Genomic DNA, 25,233 nt, shown 5'->3' on the forward strand with positions numbered 1-25,233 from the left:
CGGTTATACGCCCTGATACCCCGAGCAGACGATGCGAATGGTGTCGATCCGGTCGTCCCGCGCGGTGTAGTACGCCTGCTGCTCCACCATGCGGTCGGTCTCGGCGTTGCGCACGCGGAACCGGTAGCCGACCTCCTGGCAGTCGCCGACCTGGCCGTTGCTGACCGAGCACAGCTCGATCTCGCCCTGGTGCGTGCCGAACCACGGCCCGAGGATGATCTTGTCGACGACCTCGTCGGCGTCGGTCGACGCCCAGTGCCGGCCCGGGGTGAGCGCCTCGAAGGCCACCGAGTCGGCCAGCACGGCGCGCAGCGCCTGGTGGTCCCGGGCGGCAATGGCTCGGGCGAACACTTCGCCTTGAGTGGTCATTGGAGTCCCCTTCCGTCGCCTACGAGCCTGGCGGCGACGGGGCTCGGAACGCATGGGGCACTCGCCCCATCTTCACCCGGAGAACGCTCCGGTCAGCCCGTGTTCCAGGGCGAACAACCCGGCCCCGGTGCGGTTGGAGACGCCGATCTTGGCGTAGATGTGCTCGACGTGGTTGCGGACGGTCTTCTCGCTGATCACCAACAGGCCGGCGATCTCCCGGTTGGGCCGGCCGGCGGCGACCAGGCGCAGCACCTCGACCTCGCGGCCGGTCAACCCGGCGGGAAAGGCCCTGCGCTGCCGCACGGGATGCCCGGCGGCCTGGAGCACCGCCTCAACGGCCTGCGCGTCCAACCGGGACTCCCGGGCCTGCTGCCGCAGGATCTCGGCCGCCTGGTCAGGCTCGTACGGTCCTCGATGCGGACGCATCTCCGTCAGCGCGTGATACGTGTCCGCTGCCCCGAGCAGCCGGGACAGCGGGGCCAGCGCGGCGCCGGCCGCCCCCAGCGGATAGCCCGAGCCGTCCAGGCGCTCGTGGTGGGCGGCGGCGATGGTGGCCACCTGCTCCAGGCCCGGGACGCGGCGCAGAATCCGCCCCGTCAGGTACGGGTGCAGCCGCACCCGCTCCCATTCCGCCTCGGTCAGCGGACCGGGCTTCTCCCACAGCGAGTTGGGCACGCCCATGCGGCCCAGGTCGTGCACGTGTGCGGCCCGCCGGACCAGGCGCACGTCCGCGTCGGGCAGGCCGCAGGCTCGGGCGGCGTGCGCCGCCAGCTCCGCCACACCGCGGGAGTGCCCGATGGTGAACGGGCACTTGAGGTCGGCGAAGTCGCCGATCGCCAGCAGCAGGTCGTCCAGCTCCGCCTCGCTCAGCGTGCTGGCGTTGTCCGGGGCCTGGCGCAGCGCGGCCGTCCACACGTCGTCGTCGAGCAGGCCCTCGAGGTCGGTGGATTCGAACGCCTCGACCACGGCCGGGTCGAACTGGCTGCCGCTGCGGGCCTTGGCCATCGCCACGGCGGCGTCCATGCCGTCCTGCCGCAGGAACACCTCCGCCACCTCGGCCAGGTGCACGACCCGCATCTCGATCGGGATGTCCTCGCCGCTACGACCGCCGGGCAGCCCCGAGCCGTCGTACCGCTCGAACGTGCAGGCCAGGGCATCGCGCACAGGGTCGCCCAGCCCCAGCCGGTCGGACAGCCGGCCGGCGGAGGCGCAGTGCGAGTGGATCAGGTCGGACAGCCGGCCCTTGATGTTGACGAAGAAGGCCGCCGCGGTCAGGCCCCGGCCGACCGGCCCCTGGTCCTGCCCGACGTGCGTGGCCAGCAGCCTCAGGAACGGCAGGCCCTGCCAGTTGACCTGGTAGGAGTCGGCGCGGTAGGCGATGTCGTCACCGAACCAGCGCGACAATTCGTGCGAATCGGCGTGACAGCCGATCCAGGCCACCAGGTTGGCGTAGAAGGCGGTGCCCCGCCGGGTCTCGTCGAGGCCGAGCCGGTCGGCCAGCCGGGTGGCGATCAGCGCGGACCGCAGCATGTGCTCCATCGGCTGGCCCAGGCCCAGGTCGATGGCCAGCGACAGGGCAGCCAGCATTTCGGCACGGCGCGGACCGGGCATCACCACCTCCTGACCAGCACCAACACATCGTCACGACACGGTGACGCGTTTCACCGGGGCCGGATGTGGATATCTCTCGGGTTACGCCCTGCCCGCACTCCACCACTGGGGAACCACCATGAGCGACGCCTTCGACGTCCGCCGGGAGACCGTCGGGCCGGCCACCGTCCTGCACGTCACCGGCGAGATCGACACCGACACCGCTCCCCTGCTACGCGGGTACCTCGCCGTGGCGCGCAAGGACACCACCGACGCGGCGCCGCTGGTCGTCGACCTCAGCGGCGTCACGTACATGGCCTCGCCCGGACTGTCGGTCCTCATCGAGGCCCACAACGAGCACCGCCGCGGGCACACCCGGCTCCTGGTGGTGGCCGGGTCCCGCGCGACCCGGGTCCCGATCATGACGACCGGCCTGCACGCTCAGCTGGACGTGGTCATCACCCTGGACCAGGCTCTGCCGTCATGAGCTCCCCGATCAGGCTCCGGACCTCGTCCGCCTGGTCCGTGGCCGCGGTCTGCACGAACGCGGCGAGCGCTTGTCGTTGGCACGTCAGGGCTTCTTCACGGCGGCCCTGTAGGGCGTGAATCCGGCCGAGCTGGGTCAACGTCAGCCCCTCGCCGTGCCGATCGCCGATCTTTCGGCGTAGCGCCAGCGCACGCTGATGGCACTCGGACGCCTCGTCCCATTGCTCGAGTCCCTGGTACACCAACGCCATGTTGTGCAGGGCGCGGCCGGTGCGCAGCCGATCCCCGCTGTAGGGCGACAAGTCGAGGGCCTGCCGTAGGTACTCGACGGCCTCGGCCGGCCGGCCCATGTGCTGCAGCACCCCGCCGAGATTGGTCAACACGCCGCCTTCGGCCTGCGGATCGCCCAGTTCCCGCGCGCAGGCCAGGGCCTGCCGGTAACGCGACTCCGCGACCTCGTAGCGGCAATGCTCGGCCGCGAGGAAGCCGAGATTGTTCAGCGTACGAGCCATCATGTAGCTGTCCTGCTGCTCGGACGCGATGGCCAGGGCCTGCTCCCACGCGGTCTCGGCGTCGTCGAACCGGCCGCGCTGGTAGCTGGTCCCGCCGATGTTGATCAGCGCCCGGGCCTGTCCGAGCACGTCAGCGGTCTCTTCGCACACGGCCAGCACCCGCCCGTGGAAGTCGCCGGCCTCGGCGTACCACTGGAGTTCCTGGTGGGCGATGCCCAGGGCGGTAAGGCTCTGTGCCTCAGCCGCCCGGTCGCCACGCCGCAACGCCGCCGCGAGACCGAACTTGGCCACGGTGATCCACTCGTCCGGATGGTTGCGCAGCTCGAAGAACGGGTGCAGCGCCGCCACGAGCTCGCCGGTCAGCTCGTCGAGTCCGCACCGGGCCGACAGGCTCACCACCGGGATCAGGTTCGGGCGCTCGTCCTCCAGCCACGCCACCGCCTCGCCGCGGCCGCCGAAGAGCCACGACCTTTCCGCCGCGGGCGTACGGGAATCGAGGTGCGTGAACGCGGCCTTGGTGGCATCCCGGTAGTTCGCCAGCAGCCGCGTCACGGCGGCCGCGCGATCAGCCGGAGACTCGTCCGTTTCGCAGCACTGGCCGGCGTAGAGCCGGACCAGGTCGTGGAACCGGTAGCAGTCGGGCACGATCGACGGGCCGAGCAGATGGGCCCGGCACAGGCCGTCGGCCAGCCGCTGGGCAACGTTCGCCGGCACGTCGGCCAGCGCCGCGATCGCGCCGAGGCCGACGTGCGGGCCGGGATGCAGGGACAGCAGCCGGAACAGCCGGGCCAGGCTGGGCGGCAGGCGTCGGTAGGACGTGTCGAAGGCGACCCGGACCGCGACCGATTCGTCGTAGGAGAGCTCATCGAGCCGATCGGTGGCCGCGCCGACGGTACGGACCAGGCGGCCGATGCCCTGACCAGGCCGGTCGGCCAGCAGTTCGGCGACGATCCGCAGGGCCAGCGGCAGGCCTTCGCACAGCTGGGCCAGCCTGGTGGCCTGCCGCGGTTCGTCGGCGACTCGCGTGTCACCGGGGATCGCTGTTTGGAGCGCCTGCACCAGCACCTCGACGGCGTCGGCGTCGCGCAGCACGCCCAGCTCGACGCGGCGCGCCCCGGGCAGCGGGAGGTTTTCCCGGCTGGTGATCAGCATCCGATGCAGCGGGCTGCCCGGGCGCAATGCGTTGGCCTGCGCCACGTTTGAGACGTTGTCGGCCAGCACGAGCACGCGTTGGCCCGCCTCGGCCAGTTCGGCCAGCCTTGAGCGGTAACGGTTCTCGCGCTCCCCCTGCGTGGCCGGGACGTGTTCCGCGCCGAGCGCACCCAACAGCGCCAGCAGCGCCGCGCTCGGCGCCACCCTGCCGGCCGGGTCGTAGCCGTGCAGGTCGATGAACAGCACACCGCCGGGAAACCAGCCGGCCGCAACGGCTTCGTGCGCTGCCCGCACGGCCAGCGCCGTCTTGCCGATGCCGGCCAGTCCGGTGATCGTCGCGACAGTCGGGCCGGTCGCCGCGGGGTCGAGCAGTGCGGCCAGCCCGGCCTGTTCACCGACACGGTCGGTGAAACCCACCTCGGCCGGCAGTCCGGCCACCGCGACCGGCACCGGTGCCGCGAAGTTCACCACGTCGATGTGCCCGGCCTGCACCACGTTGCCGGTGACCGCGCCGGAGATGACGTTGTTCGTCTCCGACGTCATCGCGATCACCTCGCACCGAGTGGAAGCCGTTGCGGTACCCACTCTTCGCGGCCGGTGGTGATCTCATTACCCGGCTCACTCGTTCGGCCGTCAGACGCGGATGCTGTCCAGCACGAGATCGAGCAGCCGGTTGGCCTGCTTCTGCCCGGCCCGGTTGGCCGGGGTCCGCCACACGCAGCTCATCATCATCAGCACGTCGTCGGGGTCGAGGCCGGGCCGGATACTGCCGTCCAGTTGCCCGGCCCGCAGCATCAGGTCGATCGCGCCGATCACCGGGCCGTAGGTCTCATTGGTGACGGAGTCCTTGGCGGCGGCGCTCAGCGCGTCACCGAGGCCGTGCTTGAGCCGGATCTGCGCGGCCAGCCGCTCGAACCAGCGCCGCAGCGCGGCCGGCGGCGGCTCCTTGGCCAGCAGGTCCGGCGCCGAGTCGACCAGCCGCTGCACCTCGGCCCGGTAGAGGGCCAGCACCAGCGCCTCCCGGTTGGGGAAGTGCCGGTAGAGCGTGCCCGGGCCGACCCCGGCCGCCTTGGCGATCGAGTTCAGCGAGGCCTCGCCGTCCTCGGTCAGCAGATCGCGCGCGACCTCGAGAATCCGGGCGTGGTTGGCCTGGGCGTCGCTGCGCGGGGACATCCGTGCCCCTTCCGTGAGCCGAGAATGCGGAGAACTCTCCGATCTTACTCCTCAGGCCGCGGCGGGTAGGGCGAGCAGGCTCTCCGCGGTCTCGACGACCGTCTGCTCGATCGGCCGCGGCCGCCAGCCCAGCACCCGCCGCGCCTTCTCCGAGGTGGCGTCGAAGTTCTTGCCCAGCTGCGGGACGATCAGCCGCAGCTGCGGATTGACCCGGCCCATGGCGCGGGCGACCCAGTTCGGCAGCTCGCGGGTCGGCACCTTGCCGGCCCGCTCGCCCAGGCGGTCCCGCAGGATCTTGGCGATGTCCCGCACCCACAGGCTGGACCCGGACTGGGCGATGAACCGCTCGCCCACCGCCGCCGGGTCGGTCATCGCGCGCAGGTGCAGGTCGGCGACATCCCGCACGTCGACATAGCCGCAGGCGAACTTCAGGCTGGCCGGGACCTCGCCGTCGAGCATGCGGCGGATGAGCCCCAGCGAGGGCGAGTAGTCGGCGCTCAGCACCGGTCCGAGCACGCCGACCGGGTTGACCGCCGCGAGCTCGAGGCCGTTGCCCTCGGTGGCGATGAAGTCCCAGGCCGCGCGTTCGGCCAGCGTCTTGGACTTCTGGTACGGCGGGATGCCGGCGTCGACGTCGGACCAGTCCGCTTCGGTGAACGGCTGCTCGCGATCGGGGTGGCCGTAGGCGACGGCGCCGATAGCCGAGGTCAGGACCACCCTTCGCACCCCGCTGTCGCGCGCGGCCCGCAGGACCCGCAGCACGCCGTCACGGGCCGGCACGATCATCTCGTCTTCGTGGCGGGGCACGCTGGTCAGCGTGGGTGAGGCGACGTGCAGCACGTAGTCGCACCCGTCGACCGCCTCGCGCCAGCCCAGGTCGCTCTTCAGGTCGGCTGCCAGCACCTTCAGTTCGCCGTCGGCCCCGCCCTGCGCCAGCTGGGCGCGCAGGCCGGGCTCTTTGGCCAGGTCGCGGACGGTGGTGCGGACCGAGTGGCCGGCGGCCAGCAGCTCGAGCACGCACCAGCTGCCGATGTAGCCGGACCCGCCGGTCACCAGGACTTCGGCCATGATCATCCACTCCGTTCGGTGTGCGGTCGCCCCTGCCCACCGAAGGTAACGGAGAGCTCTCCGCTTCGTCAACGGGTTATCGGAGAGCTCTCCGTTACACTCTCCACAGTGGATCAGCAGTACAGGTTGTTGCCCGCCGGCACGCCCAGCACGCCGACGATCCGGTTGTAGTTGTCCACCCGGCTCTGCACCTGGGCCGGGTTGCGGCCGTCGCACTCGAGGCTGCCGTTGATGCTGCGGATGGTCTGGCCGAAGCCGGCCCCGTTGACCATCGCGTTGTGGCCGGTCATGGTGCCCGGGCCGGTTTGCGTCATCCAGTACCAGAGGCCGGTCTTCCAGGAGATCGCCGCGTCCTGCTCGACCAGCCAGGGGTTGTCCAGCAGGTCGACGCCGAACGAGTCGCCGGCCGCCTTGTAGTTGAAGTTCCAGCTCAGCTGGATCGGGCCGCGGCCGTAGTAGCTGAACGTGCCGGCCGGGCAGCCGTAGGGGCGGCTGGTGTCGCAGTAGTTGCCGGACTTGTCGATCTCCGTGACATAGACCAGGTTCCCGGTCTCGTGGGCCACGTTGGCCAGGAACGCCGCCGCTTCCTGCTTCTTCACCGTGTCACTGCCGGTGGTGGCGAACGCCGGGAAGGAGCTCATCGCCGCGACCAGGCCGCTGTACGTGTAGAAGCCGTTCCGGCCGGGGAACAGCGAGTTGAACTGCGCCTCACTGACCACGAACCCGCCGCCACCACCGCCACCGGACCCCGGGGCGTTCCACTTCTGGTTGGCCGTGCCGGCGCAGTCCCAGATCTGCAGCCGGGTGCCGTTGGCCGAGCTGTTGTTGCTGGCATCCAGGCACTTGTTCGCCGCGACGTTCACGATGTCGTGAGCCGCCGACACCGTCCAGTTCTGCGCGCCGGTCCCGTTGCAGTCGTAGAGCTGCACCACCGTGCCATTCGCCGTGCCGCCACCCGACACGTCCAGACACTTGCCCAGCGCTTGGATCTGGCCGTTGCCCACCACGTTCCACTGCTGCGCACCCGTACCGTTGCAGTCGTACAGCTGGACCGCCGTGCCGTTGGCACTGTTCGCGCCGGCCACGTCCACGCATTTGCCGCCGATGCCCGTGATCGCGCCGGTGGCCGCCTGCGCCGGCAGGGCGGGCAGGGTCAGCATCGCCGCGACCGTGGCCAGGCCCGCGAGCAGGGCCGAGATTCTTCGTGACATGGTTCTCCTTCAGTGCAGGGCTGAGGGAGACACCGGGCGGAGCCCCGGTGTCTTGAATTCAGGCGCTAGGCGCAGGTCATCGAGCAGGAGGCCGCTGGCCGCCATGGGCGTGCGGCGGTAGCCGAATCGACATCGCTGTCACCTCTCGGGCGGGGGCGAGAGTGGCCGGTACCGGTTCCGGTCGAGACTGAGCAGCAGTATGCCTGGTCTAGACCAGTTTCGGCAATGGCCTTGCCGCGCGGGGCAACCACCGCCTCCAGACACCCGTTTGGCCGGGACGGGGGCGCAGCTGTGAACGCCGGCGGTCATCACCGCCACGCCATCACGCCCCCGCGGACATCCCACCCATGGACAGCCGCGAAACCGCGTCCCGATGGTGAGCAGGGAACCGGCAAGAGCGCGGCGCGGGCACCAAACCGGACCACCTCACCGGCGAAACACGAGTCGGCTGCTGAGGAAGGCAAACGTCGCCGAGTCACGTTGCCGTACGCGAAAACCGGTGCCGACCGGCCGAGACGTCGCCGGTCGGGCGACTACCGGAGCACGATGGTGCGGATCTCCCACGGGCCGAGGGCGACCTCCAACGCGCCACCGGCCGGGATCGTCGACAACGGCCGACCGAGCAGGTCGACGGTGCTCGCCTCGGTGAACGAACCGGTGACGCGGGCGGTGGAACCGGCGTCGGTCATGGCGACGAGGCGCACCTCGATGCCGGCGGGAACGCGACGGACGCTCGACACGGAGATGTCCGTGCCATCGACGGCGATGCCGGAGGCGTCGGCGGGGAGCGGCTGGCCGGCGGGGGCGGTGCCGCGAGTGACGAGTGCATCGTTACGGAAGGCAGCGGCCTGGGCGACGGCGTCGGCGGCCTGCCAACCGGCGGCGGACGGCAGGATGGCGAAACGGTTGTCGATGCGGACGCCGAGTTCCTGCGCGCCGGGCGCGGGGATCTCGGACGCGGCGGGCTCGTCCCGCAGCGGATGGATGTTGACGCTGATCGAACCGATGGCCCGCAGCAACGTGATCGCCAACTCGTCGCCGACGACCTCGTACTCGGTGGCATGGTCGAGCAAGACGGTCGCGGCACCGGCGGTCACGAACTCGCTGGCCGGGAAGGTCGGGATGGGGAACTCGCCCCACCCGCCCTCGGCGGTCAGCCCACGCTCGGTGACGGCGAACTGGCCGGCCGACGCGGAGCCGGCGACCGGTGCGGGCAGCGGCACGTGCCAACGGAGTCGGTGGTCGGCCGACCGGTTGAGGAAAGAGGTCGAAACGCGCACGAAAGGCTCGCCGGCCCGGACCTCGACGAGCGTCTCCACCGGGGTCGACGCGATCTCGGCCCCTCGCACGTCCCGATCGGACGACAGCGCGGTCGGCCACGGATAGGTCCGGGTGATCAACGCCCGCGACCGCAGCGGACCGGTCTCGAGGACCTCGACGACGACGTCCGTCGGCTTGTCGACGAGCACATCCTGGGCCGGCGGACCGTAGTTGTAGCTGTCGCCACGGTCGCCGCCGTCGACCAGCCGCCCGACGCCGCGCAACACGGTGCCGTCGGTTCCGGTGACGTCGAAGGTGCCATCGGTATTGATGTCGACGTCGACGAGACCGTTCGCCAGTCGGTGCGCGGTCGCGGTCGCCGGGGCGAAATTCTGGGCAGCGGTGCCCGGTTCGACGCGGAAGCCGGCCAAGCCGGACGCGGGGACGTCGACCGGCACCAGCACCGTCGCGCGGGCCTCGGCCAGCGTGAGGACGGTCCACTCCCCCGGGTGCGCGGCGGCCGCCTCGGCGACCTCGCGGCGCAAGATCATCAGGTCGAACGGCCCGCTGGTGGGGACTTCGGCGAGATGGAAGACGAGCGAACCCGGGGTGAGCTCGTAGCGGTCGATCTGACGGCCGAACAGCTCGCGGCGGTGAATCCGGCGCAGCACGCGTTCGAGCTGCGAGGCGTCCACGCGCTCGTCGCCGAGGACCGTCGGGGCCAACGAAGTCAGCTGCACCGGCCGCGTCGAGCCGCCGGCGGCGGTCACGACCAGAGCGTCAGTGTCTTGCGGTGTAAGGACATCCACCTCGACGAGCGTCGTCCTGGCGCTGGGCAACGGGTTGGCCACCAGGTAACCGTCGCTGGGCACCAGCGCGGCACGCTCGGCCAAGGCCGCGTCCCGTACTGCCCGAGCGATGTGCGCAGCCTCGGCCAGCCGGCCTTCGACCTGGTCCGCGGTCTCGTCCGTGCCGGAACCGACCACCGAGTCATGGGCCGTCGATTCGATAATCTTGTGCCACGCCAAGGAAAGGAACTGCGACTCGTCCCGCGCCGACCACTGCGCGTTCATCCGCTCGGCGTGGTCGACCGTGCGCTCGGCGACGGCCATCCGCTGCTTGAGCGGACGCCGAACGGACAGCACACCGGGCAGAATGTTACCGCGAACGTGGCTGCGCAGCTCGCCGGTGACGACGGCGGTCACCTCGTCACGGGCTTGCTGCTGAACGTATTCGGCCAACGTGGCAATGGTGATCGGACGCTCCACAGTGGAGTCACGCCGCAGCCAGCTGGCCAGTCGCGGATCGGGCGCGACGTGGTCGGTGCCGGCCATGGCCAGCACCGGATCCGTGCCCCACCGGTGCGCGGTCATCTCCGCGTACTCGTCGAGCGCGCGGCCGATCACGTCCGGCACCAGCAGCACGTCAAGGCCGTTGTCGTAGCCGTCGAACAGGAATTCGGTCCGCACCTCGGAGCCGTCCGGGCCGCGCCAGCGGAAAGCGTGGCCCTGCACCGAACTCGGCACTCCACGCCACAGCGCAGCGTGCTCGATGCCGGCACGGGCCAGGATCTGCGGGATCTGCGCCACGTGCCCGAACATGTCCGGCAGATAGCCGATCGGCATCGCCCCACCGAGTTTGGCCGCCGCGGCCCACCCCATCTGGAGGTTGCGCACGATGGTCTCACCGGAGCACAGGAACTCGTCGAGCAGGATCAGCCACGGCCCGATGGCCAGCTGGCCCCGCTCGACCAGGGCGACGACGCGGTCCCGGTTCTCCGGCCGCATCTCAAGGTAGTCCTCGATCGCGGCCAGCTGACCGTCCACAGTGAACCGGAAGTCGGGATCGGCCTCGGCCGTGTCCAGCACCGTGTCCAGCGCGCGGACCAGCCGGTGGCGGAACACCTGGAAGGGCTCGTACCACTCCCGGTCCCAGTGGAAGTGGGGCACGAACACAGCGTTTTTCGGCATGGCAGAGACCTTCTCCCCAGAGGAACAGCTACTTGACCGACCCGGCGGCCAGCCCCGACCGCCAGAACCGTTGCAGCAGCACGAACACGATGATCACCGGGACGACCGAGACCAGCGCCCCGGTGATCACCGACTCCTGTAGGTCCGGAATGTGCACGGTCTGGCCGTTCCACTCGTACAGGCCGAGTGTGATCGGGAACAGCGACTCCTTCTGCAGCATCACCATGGGCAGGAAGAAGTTGTTCCAGATGGCCACGAACTGGAACAGGAAGATCGTCACCAGCGACGGCGTCATCAGCCGCACCGACACCGAGAAGAACGTGCGCAGCTCGCCGGCGCCGTCCAGCCGGGCCGACTCGAGGATCTCGTCCGGCACCGCGGCGCTGGCGAAGATCCGGGCCAGGTACACGCCGAACGGACTGACGATACTCGGCAGGAACACGGCCAGATAGGTGTTGACCAGGCCGGCCGCCGAGAACAGCAGGAACAGCGGCAGCGCCAGCGCGGTGGTCGGCACCAGCACGCCGCCGAGGATCACCGAGAACAGGAATTCCCGGCCACGGAAGCGAAACTTGGCCAGCGCGTAGCCGCACAACGCGGAGATCAGGGTGCCGACACCGGCGCCGAGCACCGCGTAGATCACGCTGTTCAGCGCCCACTGGACGAAGATCCCGTTGCTCCGGCCGAACAGGTCGCCGAGGTTCTCGAACAGGCGGAAGTGCGAGAACGCCAACCCGAACGTGGAGACCAGGTCGCCCTGCGGCTTGGTCGCCGCGACGAACAGGAAGTAGATCGGCAGCAGGAAGTAGATGGCCAGCACGAACATGATGGCCATCGCCGCGGTGCGGCTGACCGGATTCTGCTTGTTCACAGGCCAACCCTCCTCGACGTGAGTCGCATGAACCCGACGCTGAGCACGAACGTGATCACCGCGAGCAGCACCGAGATGGCCGCCGCCTGCTGGTAGTTGTTGCCCGATGCCACCGCGTAGGCCAGCATGTTCGGCGTGAACGTGCTGGAGATGTTGGACGAGATCTGGCGCAGCACGGCCGGTTCGGCGTAGAGCTGGAGCGTGCCGATGATCGAGAACACCGTGGTCAGCACGATCGACGGGGCGATGATCGGCACCTTGATCCGCCACGCGATGGCCCAGTCGCTGGCCCCGTCGAGCCTGGCCGCCTCGTACAGGTCCGGCGGGATCGCCTGCAACGCCGAGAACATGATCAGCATGTTGTAGCCGGTCCACAGCCAGGTCGAGACGTTGGCCGCGGACCACAGCACGGCCCCTGGCCCGAGGAAATCCGGTTGCAGGCCAATGCCTTTGAACAGCTCGACGACCGGGCTCAGCTGCGGCGAGTACAGGAACGCCCACATGATCGCGGCGATCACGCCGGGCACCGCGTACGGCATGAACGCGGCGATCCGGAAGAACGACTTGAGCTTGAGCATCGGCGCGTCCAGCAGCAGGGCCATGGCCAGCGCCAGGAACAGCATCACCGGCACCTGAACGATGCCGAACAGCGCGATACGGCCGATGCTGCCCCAGAACTCGGAGTTCTGCAGCGCCTGCGCGTACTGGGTGAAGCCGCCGAACGTGGTGTAGAGCGTGCCGTACTCGCCGCCGGTGCGGCGCACCACGAGGAAGCTCTGCCACACCGCGTAGGCCACGGGCACCAGGTAGAACAGCACGAACGGCAGGATGAACGGCAGCACGAACGCGAGGATGGTGACCGCGCGCGGGCGGCCGACGCCACGACGGCGACGGCCTCCCGCTGCTGTGACGGCAAGGTCGGTCATGCCGAGGTCAGTTCCCCGCCACGGCCGGGATCGCCTGCGCCTTCATCGACGACAGGGCCGTCGACTGCGCGGTGGCCAGCGCGTCGGTGAGCGTGCCGTTGCCGGCCGTCGCCTTGGCCATCGCGTCCTGGAGCGCGACGTTCACCGCCTTCTGCGTCGGCCCCCAGGTGAAGCTGGTGTCGACCTGCTTGGAGGAGTCGGCGAAGACGTCGAAGATCTTCTGGTTGTTGTAGTACGGAACCCCTTGCGACAGCTGGGGAAGCTGAAGGCCGGCGGTCGCCGCCGGGTAGAGGCCGCCGACCTTGTTGGACAGCGCGAGCGCCTCCGGGTCGCTGTTGAGCCACAGGTTGAACTTGACCGCCTCGTAGAGGTGCTGGCCGCCCTTCATGAAGGCCACCGTCGAGCCGCCCCAGTCGCCCGACGCGGCGCTGCCGTTCCACGTCGGCATCGGCACGACCGTCCACTTGCCCGCCTGGTCCGGCAGGTTGTCCCGGAAGTTGCCGTAGCCCCAGGCCGCGCCGACATAGGTGGCGATCTGGTTCTTCTCGTACGCCGCGTACATCGGGGTGGAGGTGTTGGCCAGGTCGGTGCGCACCAGCTTGGCACTGATCAGCTTCTGCCAGTAGTCCGCGACCTGCTTGCTCTGCGCGGAATTCACCGTGACGTGCCAGGTGTCGCCGCTGTAGTCGTACATCTTCGCCTTGGCCTGCCAGAGAAGTCCGTTGAACCACTCGGCGTTGTTGGGGTCGAAGAACGTGATCGTCAGGTTCGGGTCGGCGGCGTGCAGCTTCTGCGCGTCGTCCGCGTACTCGTCCCAGGTCTTGGGGATCGACAGGCCGTGCTGGCTGAAGATGTCGCTGCGCACGTAGAGGGCCATCGGGCCGGTGTCCTGCGGGATCGCGAACACGCCCGTGCCGCCGAAGCTGCTCTGGGCCCACGTCCACGGCACGAACTTCGACTTGGCCGCCACCGCGTCGGCGCAGGCCGAGGCGTCCACGAACGCGCCCTGGGTGCGCTGGTCCGGCAGCTCGTCGTAACCCACCTGGGCCAGGTCCGGCGCCGTGCCCGCCTTCAGTGCGTTGCCGATGGCCCCGTACTGGTCGTTGGCGATGTTCTTGGTCTGCACCTGGATGTTGGGGTTTTCCTTGTTCCACAAGGCAACCACCTGGTCCATGCCGGACACGGTGTTCCAGTACTGGAGCGTCACCTTGCCCGGCGATGGCGTGCAGGAGGCGGCGGCCGAACTGTCCGATGCGGACGGTGGCGACGAGCAGGCGGCGAGCGCCGTGACAGTGGCGGCCACTGCGGCAACCACGCCTGCCAAACGGTTCTTGCTCATGTTGTTCCTCACGGAGAACGGCAGGCGAACGACGCCGCCGGGTCGACGTTGACGCTTCTCAGTCAAGGGTTCGCGACACCTCGGGCAGGACACGGAAGTCCGGTGCGGTTCACGCACCGAACCCCGCGACCCGAGTTACTAAACCATATATCGTAATTCGCAGCAACGGTTGCTATAGCAAACTCGCACAGGGTAATCGCTTGAGAGCAAAGGGAAAGCGCACCGCCTTGACGCCACATGCGCTTCCTATGTGGCACCTGGCGCCACATAGGAAGCGCATGTGGCGCTACTCCGCGGTGAGCAGCAGCGCTGAAGGCCGGGGCGAGAAGGTGTTGTCCAGCATGAGGGTCGCGGCGCCGACGGCGGCGACGTCGACGGGGATCGCCGACTCGAGGATCCGCACGGGGTGCGGCGACACCAGCGCCGGGTCCTGCCCGACGGCATCGGGGAGGGCGGGCAGAACGACCGGGGAGATGCTGGCCCAGAAGGGACCGCCGAACACGACCTCGTCGATGTCCAGCAGGTTGACGATGACCACGATGGCCCGCGCCAGCGCCCGGGCCACATCGGACAGGATGGCGACGGCGGCGGGCCGGCCGGACTGGGCGAGGCCGGCCAGGCGGCGGAGGGCGGTGTCGACATCGGACAGGTCGTCGGTGGACAGCAGACCGTCGCGGACGGCGCGCTCGACGACAACACGCGGCACGGTGACGTAACCGACGCAGCCGCGCCGGCCGCACGTGCACACCTCACCCTCGGGATCGACGGTGATGTGCCCGGCGTCGCCGGCATTGCCACTCACGCCGCGGACAACGTCGCCGGACAGCGAAAGACCGGTGCCGAGACCGGTGCCGTAGTACATGAAAGCGAAGTCGCGGCGGGTGCCGGGACTGGCGTACCAGAGTTCGGCGATGACGGTGGCGGTCGTGTCCTTCTCCAGCAACACCGGCAGACCGGTCGCCTCGGACAGCGAGCTCCGCAGCGCAACCTGGTGCCAGTTCGGCATCATCGGCGGGTTCAGGATCACGCCGTCGTCCACGGTGACCGGACCGGGCGACGCGATGCCGATGCCGAGCACCCGGGACCGGTCGACGGCGGAACCCTCGATGAGGGCGTCGATCGCGGCGGCCATCTCCTCGATGACGGCGCTGGCGTCGCCGGCAGTCGGCGTTCCGGTGCGCGAGTGGTCCCGGATCGCGCCGGACAGATCGACGAGCACGTAGCTCACGGCAGCGGGGTCGATGTGCACGCCGACGGCGAACCCGCCGCTGGGATTGAGTTTGACGACGGCGGCGGGCTTGCCCGGCCCGCCGGTGCGCATCCCGTCCTCCTCGATGAGACCGGCGTCGAGCAGCCGCCGGCACACCTTCGTCACGGTCATGACGCTGAGCGCGGTCAGGGCAGCTATCTCCGAGCGGGTGCTGCCCTCGGGACGGCGGCGGATGGCGTCGAGAACGACCGTCTGGTTGTACTCGCCGACGGCGGGCAGGTTCGTTCCCCGGTGATCCAACGCCAACCTCCCCACACCCGACGGCCTGCCGAAAGCCTAGCGTCACGGCCCGCACACGGTTCGTCCCGACACCGCCGCCCGATTTTCAAGGCCGCTCGACAACCGCTGTGGCGGTGTACCGGCAACGGAAGTCGGTCGGGCCTGACCGGCGTCACCGTTGCAGGAACCAGCGGGCGAGTTCGGTGCGGGTGGTCAGGCCGGTCTTGGCCAGGATGCGCCGGACGTGGCTCTCCACGGTGCGTTCGGACAGCACGAGCCGGTCGGCGATGGCCCGGTTCGAAAGCGCCTGGGCCACGAGGTCGACGATCTCGTGCTCACGCGGCGTGAGCGGATCCTCGGCCGCCAGGAACGTGTCGACCGCCCGGGAGAGCCCCGGCATGTCCAGCCGGCGGGCGTCATCGGCGGCGGACTGGGCCAGCTGCGTGGCGCGGCGGTGATCGCCGGTCAGCGCCAGGGCACGGGCCAGCCCAAGGCGCCCCTTCGCGACGTACGGACGAGCACCGAGCAGCGAGTCGATCCGCAGGCCCTGTTCGAAATGTGCGACGGCGGCAGCGGGTTCGTCGCAAGCGAGGTCCAGTTCGCCGAGCGTGCGGGCGATCGATCCCTCATACGACACCGTGCCGGCACCGGTCGCCAACGACTCGTCGAACCGCTCATTCAGCACGGTGCGAACCGCGAGACGGTCGGCCCGGTCACCGAGCTCGATCACCAGGTCGGGCAGGTAGGACAGGGTCGCCAGCGCGAGGCCACGCCGCAGGTCGGCGACGGAACGAATGATCGGCAGCGCGACGGCCGCGGCGTCGTCCCGGCGGCCGGCCAGCAGCAGGGCGATGGCCAGCCCGGCCTGGGCGACGGGCGGATAGCCCCGGATGGCCGGCAGCTGGCCCTCCCACTCGGGCATCAGGTCGGACGGATCGCCGCGCAGCATGGCGAGGCCGATGGACTGGGCGACCTCGGAGAACGTCACCGAGCTGTCGTGCCAGTTCGCGGCGATCTCGGCGGCCTGCGCCCGCAGCCGGCGGTTGGCGGCGAAGTCGCCGGTCAGCGCGGCCAGCGTCGCCTGCCGACGGAGCAGGTGCCAGCGCACGAGAGGCAGGCCGGTGCGGTCGGCCAGCGCCTGCATCGCGGCGATCTCCCGCATCGCCGTCGCCATGTCGGCCCGGTGCACGGCGGCGTCGGACAGCGAGATGTGCGCCCACAACCGGTCCAGCGGGCGACCGGCCGGCTCGGCGAGCTCGATCGCGCGCCGGGCCAGCGCCACCATCTCGTCGTTGAGCTGCGGCGCCCACGCCACGCCGGCCCGGGCCCGGATCGCGTCCAGTTCGGAGTGCGGATCGGTGGCCAGCTCGATGGCACGGTGCGAGTGCGCGTCGGCCTCGTCGTTCCGGGAGAACTCGACCAGCACGCAGGCCAGCTGCGCCTCCACCCGGGCACACAGGGCGGACTCGCCGAGCTGGCGGATCGCCCGTCGGCACAGGTCTTCGAGCCGGCTGTTGGCCTCGGGATGGCCGACGCCCTGCACGATGATCGCGGCGCGGCCGATGACGTCAGGGCGACCGGTCCGCTCCCCTCGTCCGCCGCCCGCTCGCAGGTCTCGGCGCTCTGGCTGATGTGCCCGGCGAGGTACTGCACCCGGGCCAGGTCGAGCAGCAACTCGGCCTGATCGGACCCGCCTGCGTCGAGGGCCATCCCCACGTACGACGCCGATTCCTCGTACGCGCCGGCCATCCGCGCGGCCTCGGCGGCGCGAATCGCCCACGGCCCGGCGTTGCCGGGTTCGCCGGCCTGCTGCCAGTGCCGGGCCACCGCAGCGGCCCGGTCGTCACGGCCAATCGCCAACGGTTCCAGCAGCTCGGCCGCCGCTCGGTGCAGGGCGGCTCGCCGCGACGGGGACAAAGCGGCGTAGGCGGCGTCGCGGACCAGCACGTGCGCGAACCTGACGCCTGCCGGCCCGATCTCCACCAATCCGGCCGGCACCGCCGGCAGGAAACGTTCCAGAGTCTCAACCGGATCCGCGTCGAGCAGCTGGGCCAAGACGTGGGGCTCGGGGCCGAGCACGCTCAGCGCCTCGACCGCCGCCGCGGCCTCTGGACCAGCGGCACGCATGGCCGCCGTGACCAGGTGACGGAACGCCGGCGCGGATCCGGCCGTGTCCGCCGCGTTGCCGCGCAAGGTATCCGCGGCGGCCTTGGCCAACGTCCGGAGGTACAGCGGGCTGCCGCCGGACTGCTCGACCGCCCGCCGCACGGCAGCGGCGTCAGCGCCGTCGACGGCGGTGGACAGCAGGCAGGCCGACTCGCTCTGGGACAGCGGCCCGAGGCTGACGACCTCGGCGGCCCGGTGGGCCCGCAGGTCGGGGCCGTCCCGGTGCACGCCGACGACGAGCAACGGCAACCGGCGGATCTCCGCCGCAACCCGGTCCAGCAGGCGCAGCGTCGCCTCATCGGCCCATTGGAGGTCGTCCAGGACCAGCACCGACCCGCTTGCCGAGGCCAGCGCGTCGAGCACGGCAGTGTCGGCGGCGAAGATCGCCGCCGCCGACTCCTCGGCCGAACTGTGTTCACGCTGCGCGGTCCCGGCGACCAGGGCGTTGACCGCGTCGCGTGGCCCGGGCAGGTCCCGCACCGCCCGGACCCACGGCCACAGCGCCGGCATCCCGACGTCGGTCACGGCCGCGCCCCAGCCGACCGGCGTTCCGTCGGCGACCAGCTCCTCGACCAGGCGGGTCTTGCCGATCCCGGCCGGCCCGGTGACCAGCACCAGATGGCCGGCCCCGGCCCGGGCGTCGGCCAGCCGCCGACGCAGCAGGCCCAGCTCGGCCCGGCGCCCGATGAGCGAATCCGCCGAGGTCACGCCGGCAGTATCACCGATGCAGTGGCCGCTTGCGTACCAGCACTGATGTGCGCGGCGCGGCGCCGGAGGGATCTTCGACGGCATGGACATCAGCACTGCGGTATCCCGAGCCTTCGCCCCGGCCCGGCAGCCAGGGCGGATCGGCGTGGAGATCGAGCTGATCCCGGTGACCTACACCGACCCGACCGTGCTGGCCGACGGCTTCGACCCGGACTTCGTCGCCGCGGCCCGGCCGAGCTTCGAACCCGGCGGTCAGCTGGAGCTCAGTCCGGCCCCACGGTCCAGTGTGGACGCTTTGATGGGCGATGTCCGGGCGTTGCTTCGACGCGCCAACGACATCGCCTCCGCTCGCGGTGTCCGGCTGGAGGCCGTCGGCGTCAACAATTCGGACGTTCCACTGCGGAGGCCGACGCCGCGCTACCTCGCGATGCAGGCCGTGTTCGACGAGATCGGGCCGTGTGGTCGGTGGATGATGCGCCGTACCGCGTCACTTCAGATCGCCGTCGACCTGCTGCTCGGTGCGGCCGGGCGGGAGCAGTGGCTGGTCGCCAACCTCGCCGGGCCGGCGCTGGCCGCCGCCTTCGACAACTCGGGCGGCGAGCGGACCCGGATCTGGCAGGGCGTCGATCTTCGTCGTACCGGCTACGACGGCCGGCACCTCTCGTTGAGCGATCCGGTTGGTGCTTATCTCGCCTTCGCCGCCGCCGCGCCTCGGCTGCCCATCCCCGAGGCGGTTGATCCCCGGTACCACCTGTCGACGTTGTTCCCGCCGGTCCGGCCGCGCGGCGGCTATCTGGAGATCCGCTATCTCGACGCCCAGCCGCTGTCCCGCATCCGCGAGGCTCTCGTCACTGTCACCACGCTGCTGTGCAACGCGGAGGCCCGCCGCGCGGCGCTCGATCTGCTGCTCCCCCGGGCCGCCGACCTCGACCGCGCCTGGCACGAGTCGGCCGCCGGCTGTTCACCGGAAACCCAACCCCTGCTGGAAATCGCCGGTTCGGCGGCGCTCGCCGGAGGTGTGTCGTGAAGATCGTGTTCGTCGCCGACCAGCTCGAGTCGTTGGATCCGTCCATCGACACCACGATCGGCCTGATGCACGCGGCGCAACTGCGCGGCGCGGAGGTCTGGATCACCGAGGCCCGGCAGCTGGAGGCGGTGAACGGCCGGGCCCGGGCATTGGCCCGACAGGTACGGCTGGCACCGTCGCAGCCGCTGGACGGCCACCGGTGGTCGGTGCCGAATCCGTGGTTCACGGATCGCGAGCCTCGGCACCTCCGCCTCGACGACGCCGCGGCGGTGTTCATCCGCACGGAGCCGCCGGTCGACGAGACTTACACGAATGCCTTGCTGGTACTGGATTTGGTCAATCCTCATCGCACGGCGATGGTCAACGACCCGCGCGGCATCCGGGTGTGCAGCGAACACGTGCTGCCGCTGGCCTTCCCCGACCTCATCCCGCCGACGGTGCTCACCGCCGACCAGGCCACCATCCGGTCTTTCCTCGCCGAGCACGGCGAAGCGATCGTCAAGCCGGTGGACGGCTTCGCCGGCCACGGCGTGCTGCGGCTGAGCCGTCACGACCCGAATCTGGCTTCGCTGCTGGAGATCGCCACCAGCAACGGGACCCGCGCGGTCCTCGTGCAGCGGTACCTGCGCGAGGTCGTCGCCGGCAACAAGAGGATCTTCGTGGTCGGCGGCGAGCCGGTCGGCGCGGTCCACCGCTTCCCGGCGGCCGGCGACTTCCGGATCGGCAACCCGACCGCGGAAGCGCCGATCACCGTGCGGGACAAGGAGATCTGCGCCCGACTGGCGCCGGTGTTGGCCCGCAACGGCATCCACCTGGCCGGCCTGGACGTGATCGGGCCGCACCTCATCGAAGTCAACGTCACCAGCGTGGGCGCGCTGCGCAAGGCCGACGCCCTGCTCGGCTGGACGCTCTGCGCCGACCTGCTCGACAGCGTGCTCGACACGCGTGAACAAGGGAGAACAGCATGACCACCGCCCTCATCTGCACCGCCGTCCTGGCCGCGACGGTGTTCCTGCTCGGCTTCAACGTGTCCCGGCTGCGCGGCATCACCGGCAAGGCCGGCGGCTCACAGATGCCGACCGACCCGGCCAACCCGCTGCTGATCGCCGTCCGCGCGCACGGCAACGCGGCCGAGTACGTGCCGACGTTGATCGTGTTGTTCCTGGTCGTCGGCCTGCGCAGCCCGGAGTGGATCGCCATTCCGCTGATCGTCGGGGCCACGCTGGCCCGCCTGGTGCACGCCGTCGGCATGCTGACCGCGCCGACCCTGGCCGCCCCGACGCCGGGCCGCCTGGCCGGCGCGATGGGCACGTACGTGTTCGGCCTCCTGCTGGCCGTCGCCGCGGCGTTCACCTTGTGATGACCGGACATCCGACGCTGGCGGCCCTGCGCGTGCCGGGCCTGCGCCGCTACCTCGCCGGCCAGCTGCCTTCGGTCACGTGCTCGTGGGCGCAGGTCGTGGCCCTGTCGTGGGTGGTGGTCGAGCGGGACCCGGACGCGCTGGGCTGGCTGGTGGCGTGCCAGTTCGCGCCCAGCCTCCTGCTCGGGCCGTGGTTCGGGGCCGTGGCCGACCGGCACGACCGCAAACGTCTGCTGATGCTCGCCGAAGCCGGTCTCGGCGTGGTCGCGGGCTGTTACGCCGTCGCGTCGGCGGCCGGAATCCTTGACCTGCCACTGATTTTCGTGTTGGCCGTGACCTGGGGCGTGATCAACGCTGTGGACACCCCGGCTCGCCGCTCGTTGGTGCCGATGCTGGTGCCTTCGAGCGCCGCGGCCGGAGCGTCGGCGTTGAGCGGGACCGTTTTGCTGGTCGGCATGGCCGCCGGCTCGGCGGTCGGCGCGACCCTGACCGCCACCGTCGGCGTGACGATCACCTTTGCCGCCAACGCTTTCTCGTTCTTCGCCGATGTCGTGCTGCTGGCCACGATCCGGGTCGGTCCGTCGCCCCGGGTGCGCCGGGCCGCCGGGCAGATCCGGGACGGGCTCCGTCACGTAGGGCGCACACCGGAATTGCGGGCCCCACTGTTCGCCTTGGCCGTGACCGCCACCCTCGGGTTCACGGTCCAGGTGTCGGTGCCGATCTTCGTTCGGGTGTCGCTGCACGGCGGTCCCGGCCTGGTCGGCGTCGGTTTGACCGCCGTGACGGCCGGCGGGCTGGTCGGGGCGCTGGCCGCCGCCGCTCGAGGCGAGCCGGGACCGCAAGCCCTTCCCCGTGCTGCCTTGGTGATGGCCACCGGTCTCGCCGTCACCGCATCTGCGCCGACGACCGCGGTCGCGCTCACCGGTTTGGTCGTGGTCGGCGCGGCGTGGTCGGCGTTCATCGCCTTTGTGCTGGCCATCTTGCAACGCGGCGATCCCGCGATGACCGGCCGGGTGATGTCCCTGTTCGCCGTGATCCTGCTCGGCGGCAGCGCCGCCGGCGCGCCGCTGACCGCCGCGATGATCAGCCTGGCCGGGCCGCGCGCCGCCTTGGCCGTCAGCGCGCTGGCGACTCTTGCGGCGATCGCCGGTCGGCGGGCGCTGCTGAGCCGCCCGAACGTCGGCGGAGCCTCGACATCATCTTCATGCCACGAAAGAAGACCCGGCCCATCCGACGCGACACCACGTTCGGGGTGATCGCGCGGCGGGTGTTCGTCACCGATTCGCGGAGCGCGGCGTAGCCGTGATCGCGCATCCGCTTCTCGTACGCGGCGACGGCGGCGACCGGATCGCTGCCGCGGAGCAGTTCCTCGGCCAGCGCGGCGGCGTCGAGCAGGGCCGCGTTGGCGCCGAGCCCGCCGACCGGCGGCATGTTGTGCACCGCGTCGCCCAGCACCGTGACGGTGGTGCTCGGCCACGGCTTGAGCAGCGTGGAGTGCTTGAGCCGTAACATCTCCACATTTTCCGGATGGCTCTCCGCAATCATTCGGGCCAGCACGGGATCCCAGCCGCGGGCCATCTCCGTGCACACGGCCCGACGCTCGACACCGTCCATTTCGGACAGGCCGGCCGGGAAGTCCTCGTGGTGGGCGATCATGCCCCAGAGCACGTAGTCCTCGAGCCCGTCGAGCAGCAGATCGGTGTCGATGTCGACGCCCGCCGCGGCGAGTTCCCCGTCCTGCACCGCCTTGGCCATCTGCTCGCGACCGGCGAACGCCGACGTGAACAGGGTCCGCCGGCCCGACGGCGGCATCAGCATCATCATCCCGGCGGTGAGGGCCTCGGGCAGCCAGGCCCGGGTGGCCGGCGTCAGCGGCAGCCGGCCGGCGACCGCCGCGGCCTCGGTGTCGACGCGGGCCGCGCCCGGCAGGTACTGCGCGCAGACCCGCGAGTTCGCGCCGTCCGCGCCGACGAGGATGTCCCCGGTGGCGGTGGTGCCGTCGGTGAAGTGGGCGGTGACCCCGTCGTCGCCGACCGTGTAGTGGTCGAACACCGAGCCGTAATGGATGACGTGGTCCAGACCCGTTAGCAACAGCCGGCGCAGCACGATCCGGCTCACGCCGTACTGGCCGTCCGCCGGGTCGTCGGACCCGCCGGTCATGGCGTCGCGATCGATCGTCATCAGCTCGCGCAACCGTTCCGTACGGAACGAGATGCCGCCCGGCGGCGTGACCGAGGTGGCCAGGAAGGCCTGCCACAGCGGCGTCGGCAGGCAGTCGTGCAGCGCCCGCGCGCCGTGCGGGTGGATGTTGATGCGGTAGCCCTGGAGCCAGTCGTCGGCCGACTGGTTGCGCTCGTGGATCTGCACGTCGACACCGCCGGCGAGCAGGGCCTGCCCGAGGGCGAGGCCGCCGATCCCGCCGCCGATGATCAGCACGCGTAAGGGTTTCATGTCATGTCCTCGGTCGACTTCGACAGCTCGGCGAGCACCTGGTCGTGCCAGGTCAGCTCGGCCTCGAGCCGGATTCGGGTGTGTTCGGTGCACAGCCATTCGGTGCCCTGGAGGTACTTGGCCGCCTGTTCCTGGAGCAGCAGCCAGCCGTCGAGCTCGGCGCTGATCGCCGCCCGACGCTGGGTGAAGGTGGCGATGAGCTTGTCGCGGCCGAGGCCGTCGCTGTACTGCACCGCGAGGTCGACCGGATCCGGCTTGAGCCGCACCTCGCGCAACGTCGCCCAGCGCAAGGCATCCAGCTCCTGCCGGCCGCTGTCGGTGATCGCGTAGATCGTCCGGTCCGGCAGGTTGCCGGCCTTCTCCGTGCGGACGGCCTCGATGATCCCCTCGGACGCCATCCGGCCGAGCGCGCTGTACAGCGACCCGACCTTGATGTCCGTCCACAGCTCGGCCCGGTTCGTCTGCGCCTCGCGCCGGATCTGGTGCCCGTGCATGGGCCCGATCCGGTCCAGGGCGCCGAGGATGTACAGCCGCACACTGCTCATACTCGGGTACTCAAACACAAGTACTCGTTCACGTCAATGGGTGAGTACTCGCGTTTGAGTATCAGTTCACCGGCGGCCAGACCGGGATGGGCTGACGGCCGGACGGGAACCGGACGTTCTTGGCCCGCACGAACTCGTGCAGCGTCTCGGCCCAGTTCTCCCGGCCGAAGCCGCTGCCCTTGGCGCCGCCGAAGGGCGAGCCGAGGAAAGAGCGCCGCAGGTAGTTGTTGACGAAGATCATGCCGGCTTCCAGGCGGGCGGCCAGCCGGCTGGCCCGGAAGTGGTCGGTGGTGACGATGGCGGCGGTGAGGCCGTAGCTGGTGCCGTTGGCAATGGCCACCGCCTCGTCGTCGGTGTCGAACACCATGATCGACGCGACCGGCCCGAAGATCTCCTCCTGAGCCACGGTGTGGTGCGGCAGCACATCGACCAGCACGGTCGGCGGCGCCCAGAAACCGTTACGCAGCCGGTCATCCGTCGGCGCCGAACCCTGGTAGGCGATCTTCGCGCCCTCGTCGACGGCGGTGTCGACGTAGCCGAGGACCTTCTGCTGCTGCTTGGCGTCGACCATGGCGCCGATGTCGCTGTCGGGGTCGAGCCCGTCGCCGATCTTGAGCGTGGAGGTCTTGGCGACGAAGCGGTCGAGGAACTCGTCGTAGCGGGAGCGGTGCACGAGGATCCGCGAGGTGGAGGTGCACGCCTCGCCCTGGTTGTAGAACATGCCCTCGATCGCGACGTCCACGGCCACCGCCAGGTCGGCGTCGTCCAGCACCAGCAGGGCATTCTTGCCGCCGAGCTCCAGGGTCGCGTACGTCAGGTTCTCGGCCGCCGACCGCAGCACGTGCCGACCGGTGGCGGTCGCGCCCGTGAACGTGATCCGCTCGACCACGGGATGGCCGGCCAGCGCGGGCCCGGCGGGCAGGCCGGCGACGGCGTTGACGACCCCGGGCGGCAGCACCTGGTTGACGATCTCCACCAGCCGCAGCACGGCCAGCGGTGCCTGCTCCCCCGGCTTGATCACGACCGTGTTGCCGGCGGCCAGCGCGGGCGCGGCCTTCTTGGTGAAGTGCAGCGGCGGCCAGTTGAACGGCAGGATCGCCGCGACCACGCCGTACGGCTCGTAGTGCACGCGTGCCTCGATCGCACCCTGGTCGAGGAGGGTGCCGTGCAGCGTGTCGGCGAGCCCGCCGAAGTACTCGAAACCAGCCGAGCTGAACGAGACATCGAAGCGCGCGGCGTCGCGACGCGGCTTGCCGACCTCGCGGGCCTCCAGTTCGGCCAGCTCGTCGGCGTGGGCCCGGATCGCCGCGGCCACCTTGTGCAGCAACGCACCCCGGTCGCGAGGCGTCAGCCGGCCCCACTCGCCCTCGTACGCACGGCGGGAGTCCCGCACAGCCCGGTCCACCAGGGCTTCGTCGGCGACAAGCACCTCGGCGAGATGCCCGCCGGTCGCCGGTTCGAGCACGGAGAACCAGGACGGGTCGTCGGGCAGCACCCACTCGCCGCCGATGAACGCGCCCCAACGACCGTCAGGCATGATCACTCCTCGTAGCTGCAAAC

General features: G+C 70.5%; 21 protein-coding genes and 1 pseudogene. 6 read left to right on the plus strand and 16 right to left on the minus strand.

Annotated elements, in window-relative coordinates:
* Window positions 1–3 precede the first annotated feature (3 nt).
* Together M3Q35_RS15155 and M3Q35_RS15160 are read right to left on the minus strand one after the other, a co-directional pair.
* Window positions 4–369 (minus strand): hypothetical protein, encoded by a 366-nt coding sequence (locus tag M3Q35_RS15155; protein ID WP_273942402.1) that lies wholly within the window; start codon window positions 367–369, stop codon window positions 4–6.
* A gap of 72 nt (window positions 370–441) precedes the next feature.
* Window positions 442–1,980, minus strand: a complete 1,539-nt coding sequence (locus M3Q35_RS15160; RefSeq protein ID WP_273942403.1) for an HD domain-containing phosphohydrolase — start codon at window positions 1,978–1,980, stop codon at window positions 442–444.
* Between the two features lie 118 nt (window positions 1,981–2,098).
* On the opposite strand from M3Q35_RS15160, the gene M3Q35_RS15165 reads away from it, so the two are divergent.
* The gene (locus M3Q35_RS15165) at window positions 2,099–2,446 is read left to right on the plus strand and encodes an STAS domain-containing protein (RefSeq protein WP_273942404.1); all 348 of its coding nucleotides are present in this window, start codon (window positions 2,099–2,101) and stop codon (window positions 2,444–2,446) included.
* Here M3Q35_RS15165 and M3Q35_RS15170 read toward each other — a convergent pair.
* The 8 genes from M3Q35_RS15170 to M3Q35_RS15205 form a co-directional block, all read right to left on the minus strand.
* A complete protein-coding gene (locus M3Q35_RS15170) occupies window positions 2,418–4,652 on the minus strand; it encodes an ATP-binding protein (protein WP_273942405.1) in 2,235 nt (744 codons plus the stop codon). The two genes, M3Q35_RS15165 and M3Q35_RS15170, sit on opposite strands and share 29 nt — an antisense overlap.
* Before the next feature lie 90 nt (window positions 4,653–4,742).
* Complete coding sequence (locus M3Q35_RS15175; protein WP_273942406.1) at window positions 4,743–5,282, minus strand: TetR/AcrR family transcriptional regulator; 540 nt, start codon at window positions 5,280–5,282, stop codon at window positions 4,743–4,745.
* A 51-nt stretch (window positions 5,283–5,333) separates the two neighbouring features.
* A complete protein-coding gene (locus M3Q35_RS15180) occupies window positions 5,334–6,350 on the minus strand; it encodes an SDR family oxidoreductase (protein WP_273942407.1) in 1,017 nt (338 codons plus the stop codon).
* A gap of 113 nt (window positions 6,351–6,463) precedes the next feature.
* Window positions 6,464–7,561, minus strand: a complete 1,098-nt coding sequence (locus tag M3Q35_RS15185) for a glycoside hydrolase family 19 protein (protein WP_273942408.1) — start codon at window positions 7,559–7,561, stop codon at window positions 6,464–6,466.
* A 533-nt stretch (window positions 7,562–8,094) separates the two neighbouring features.
* A complete protein-coding gene (locus tag M3Q35_RS15190) occupies window positions 8,095–10,791 on the minus strand; it encodes a glycoside hydrolase family 38 N-terminal domain-containing protein (protein ID WP_273942409.1) in 2,697 nt (898 codons plus the stop codon).
* Between the two features lie 28 nt (window positions 10,792–10,819).
* Window positions 10,820–11,626 carry a carbohydrate ABC transporter permease gene (locus M3Q35_RS15195; protein ID WP_273944357.1) on the minus strand — a complete coding sequence of 269 codons (807 nt, stop codon included), beginning with the start codon at window positions 11,624–11,626 and terminating at the stop codon, window positions 10,820–10,822.
* Window positions 11,627–11,658: 32 nt separating this feature from the next.
* Entirely contained in the window at window positions 11,659–12,588 is a 930-nt protein-coding gene (locus M3Q35_RS15200; RefSeq protein WP_273942410.1) for a carbohydrate ABC transporter permease, read from the minus strand.
* A gap of 7 nt (window positions 12,589–12,595) precedes the next feature.
* Complete coding sequence (locus M3Q35_RS15205) at window positions 12,596–13,762, minus strand: ABC transporter substrate-binding protein (protein WP_273942411.1); 1,167 nt, start codon at window positions 13,760–13,762, stop codon at window positions 12,596–12,598.
* Between M3Q35_RS15205 and M3Q35_RS15210 the strand changes: the two genes are divergently transcribed.
* A complete protein-coding gene (locus M3Q35_RS15210) occupies window positions 13,761–13,979 on the plus strand; it encodes a hypothetical protein (RefSeq protein WP_273942412.1) in 219 nt (72 codons plus the stop codon). The genes M3Q35_RS15205 and M3Q35_RS15210 overlap by 2 nt on opposite strands.
* Window positions 13,980–14,213: 234 nt before the next feature.
* Here M3Q35_RS15210 and M3Q35_RS15215 read toward each other — a convergent pair whose 3' ends face one another.
* The 3 genes from M3Q35_RS15215 to M3Q35_RS15225 form a co-directional block, all read right to left on the minus strand.
* A complete protein-coding gene (locus tag M3Q35_RS15215) occupies window positions 14,214–15,437 on the minus strand; it encodes an ROK family transcriptional regulator (protein ID WP_273942413.1) in 1,224 nt (407 codons plus the stop codon).
* Window positions 15,438–15,588: 151 nt separating this feature from the next.
* Window positions 15,589–16,578, minus strand: a complete 990-nt coding sequence (locus M3Q35_RS15220) for a response regulator transcription factor (RefSeq protein WP_273942414.1) — start codon at window positions 16,576–16,578, stop codon at window positions 15,589–15,591.
* Window positions 16,479–18,290: an ATP-binding protein gene (locus M3Q35_RS15225; RefSeq protein WP_273942415.1), complete on the minus strand. Its 1,812-nt coding sequence runs from the start codon at window positions 18,288–18,290 to the stop codon at window positions 16,479–16,481. Before M3Q35_RS15225 ends, M3Q35_RS15220 begins: the two co-directional genes overlap by 100 nt.
* Window positions 18,291–18,372: 82 nt before the next feature.
* On the opposite strand from M3Q35_RS15225, the gene M3Q35_RS48890 reads away from it, so the two are divergent.
* Genes M3Q35_RS48890 through M3Q35_RS15245 form a run of 4 tightly spaced genes read left to right on the plus strand, consistent with a single transcriptional unit; the run spans window position 18,373 to window position 21,933 of the window.
* On the plus strand, window positions 18,373–19,317 hold the full coding sequence (locus M3Q35_RS48890) for a glutamate-cysteine ligase family protein (RefSeq protein ID WP_273942416.1): 945 nt from the start codon (window positions 18,373–18,375) through the stop codon (window positions 19,315–19,317).
* Window positions 19,314–20,285 carry a glutathione synthase gene (gshB, locus tag M3Q35_RS15235; protein WP_273942417.1) on the plus strand — a complete coding sequence of 324 codons (972 nt, stop codon included), beginning with the start codon at window positions 19,314–19,316 and terminating at the stop codon, window positions 20,283–20,285. Before M3Q35_RS48890 ends, gshB begins: the two co-directional genes overlap by 4 nt.
* Window positions 20,282–20,677 (plus strand): MAPEG family protein, encoded by a 396-nt coding sequence (locus M3Q35_RS15240; RefSeq protein ID WP_273942418.1) that lies wholly within the window; start codon window positions 20,282–20,284, stop codon window positions 20,675–20,677. The genes gshB and M3Q35_RS15240 overlap by 4 nt, the downstream gene beginning before the upstream one ends.
* Window positions 20,677–21,933: an MFS transporter gene (locus tag M3Q35_RS15245; protein WP_273942419.1), complete on the plus strand. Its 1,257-nt coding sequence runs from the start codon at window positions 20,677–20,679 to the stop codon at window positions 21,931–21,933. The genes M3Q35_RS15240 and M3Q35_RS15245 overlap by 1 nt, the downstream gene beginning before the upstream one ends.
* Before the next feature lie 37 nt (window positions 21,934–21,970).
* On the opposite strand, the pseudogene M3Q35_RS15250 reads toward M3Q35_RS15245, so the two are convergent.
* The 3 genes and pseudogenes from M3Q35_RS15250 to M3Q35_RS15260 all read right to left on the minus strand — a co-directional run.
* Window positions 21,971–23,227: pseudogene (locus M3Q35_RS15250) on the minus strand (FAD-dependent oxidoreductase); the annotation flags it as partial.
* Window positions 23,125–23,673: a PadR family transcriptional regulator gene (locus M3Q35_RS15255; protein ID WP_273942420.1), complete on the minus strand. Its 549-nt coding sequence runs from the start codon at window positions 23,671–23,673 to the stop codon at window positions 23,125–23,127. The gene M3Q35_RS15255 and the pseudogene M3Q35_RS15250, both read right to left, overlap by 103 nt.
* A gap of 61 nt (window positions 23,674–23,734) precedes the next feature.
* Window positions 23,735–25,210, minus strand: coding sequence for an aldehyde dehydrogenase family protein (locus M3Q35_RS15260; RefSeq protein WP_273942422.1), 1,476 nt, complete (start codon window positions 25,208–25,210; stop codon window positions 23,735–23,737).
* Window positions 25,211–25,233: the final 23 nt, after the last annotated feature.

The organism is Kutzneria chonburiensis, from assembly GCF_028622115.1.
Classification (GTDB): Bacteria; Actinomycetota; Actinomycetes; order Mycobacteriales; family Pseudonocardiaceae; genus Kutzneria; species Kutzneria chonburiensis.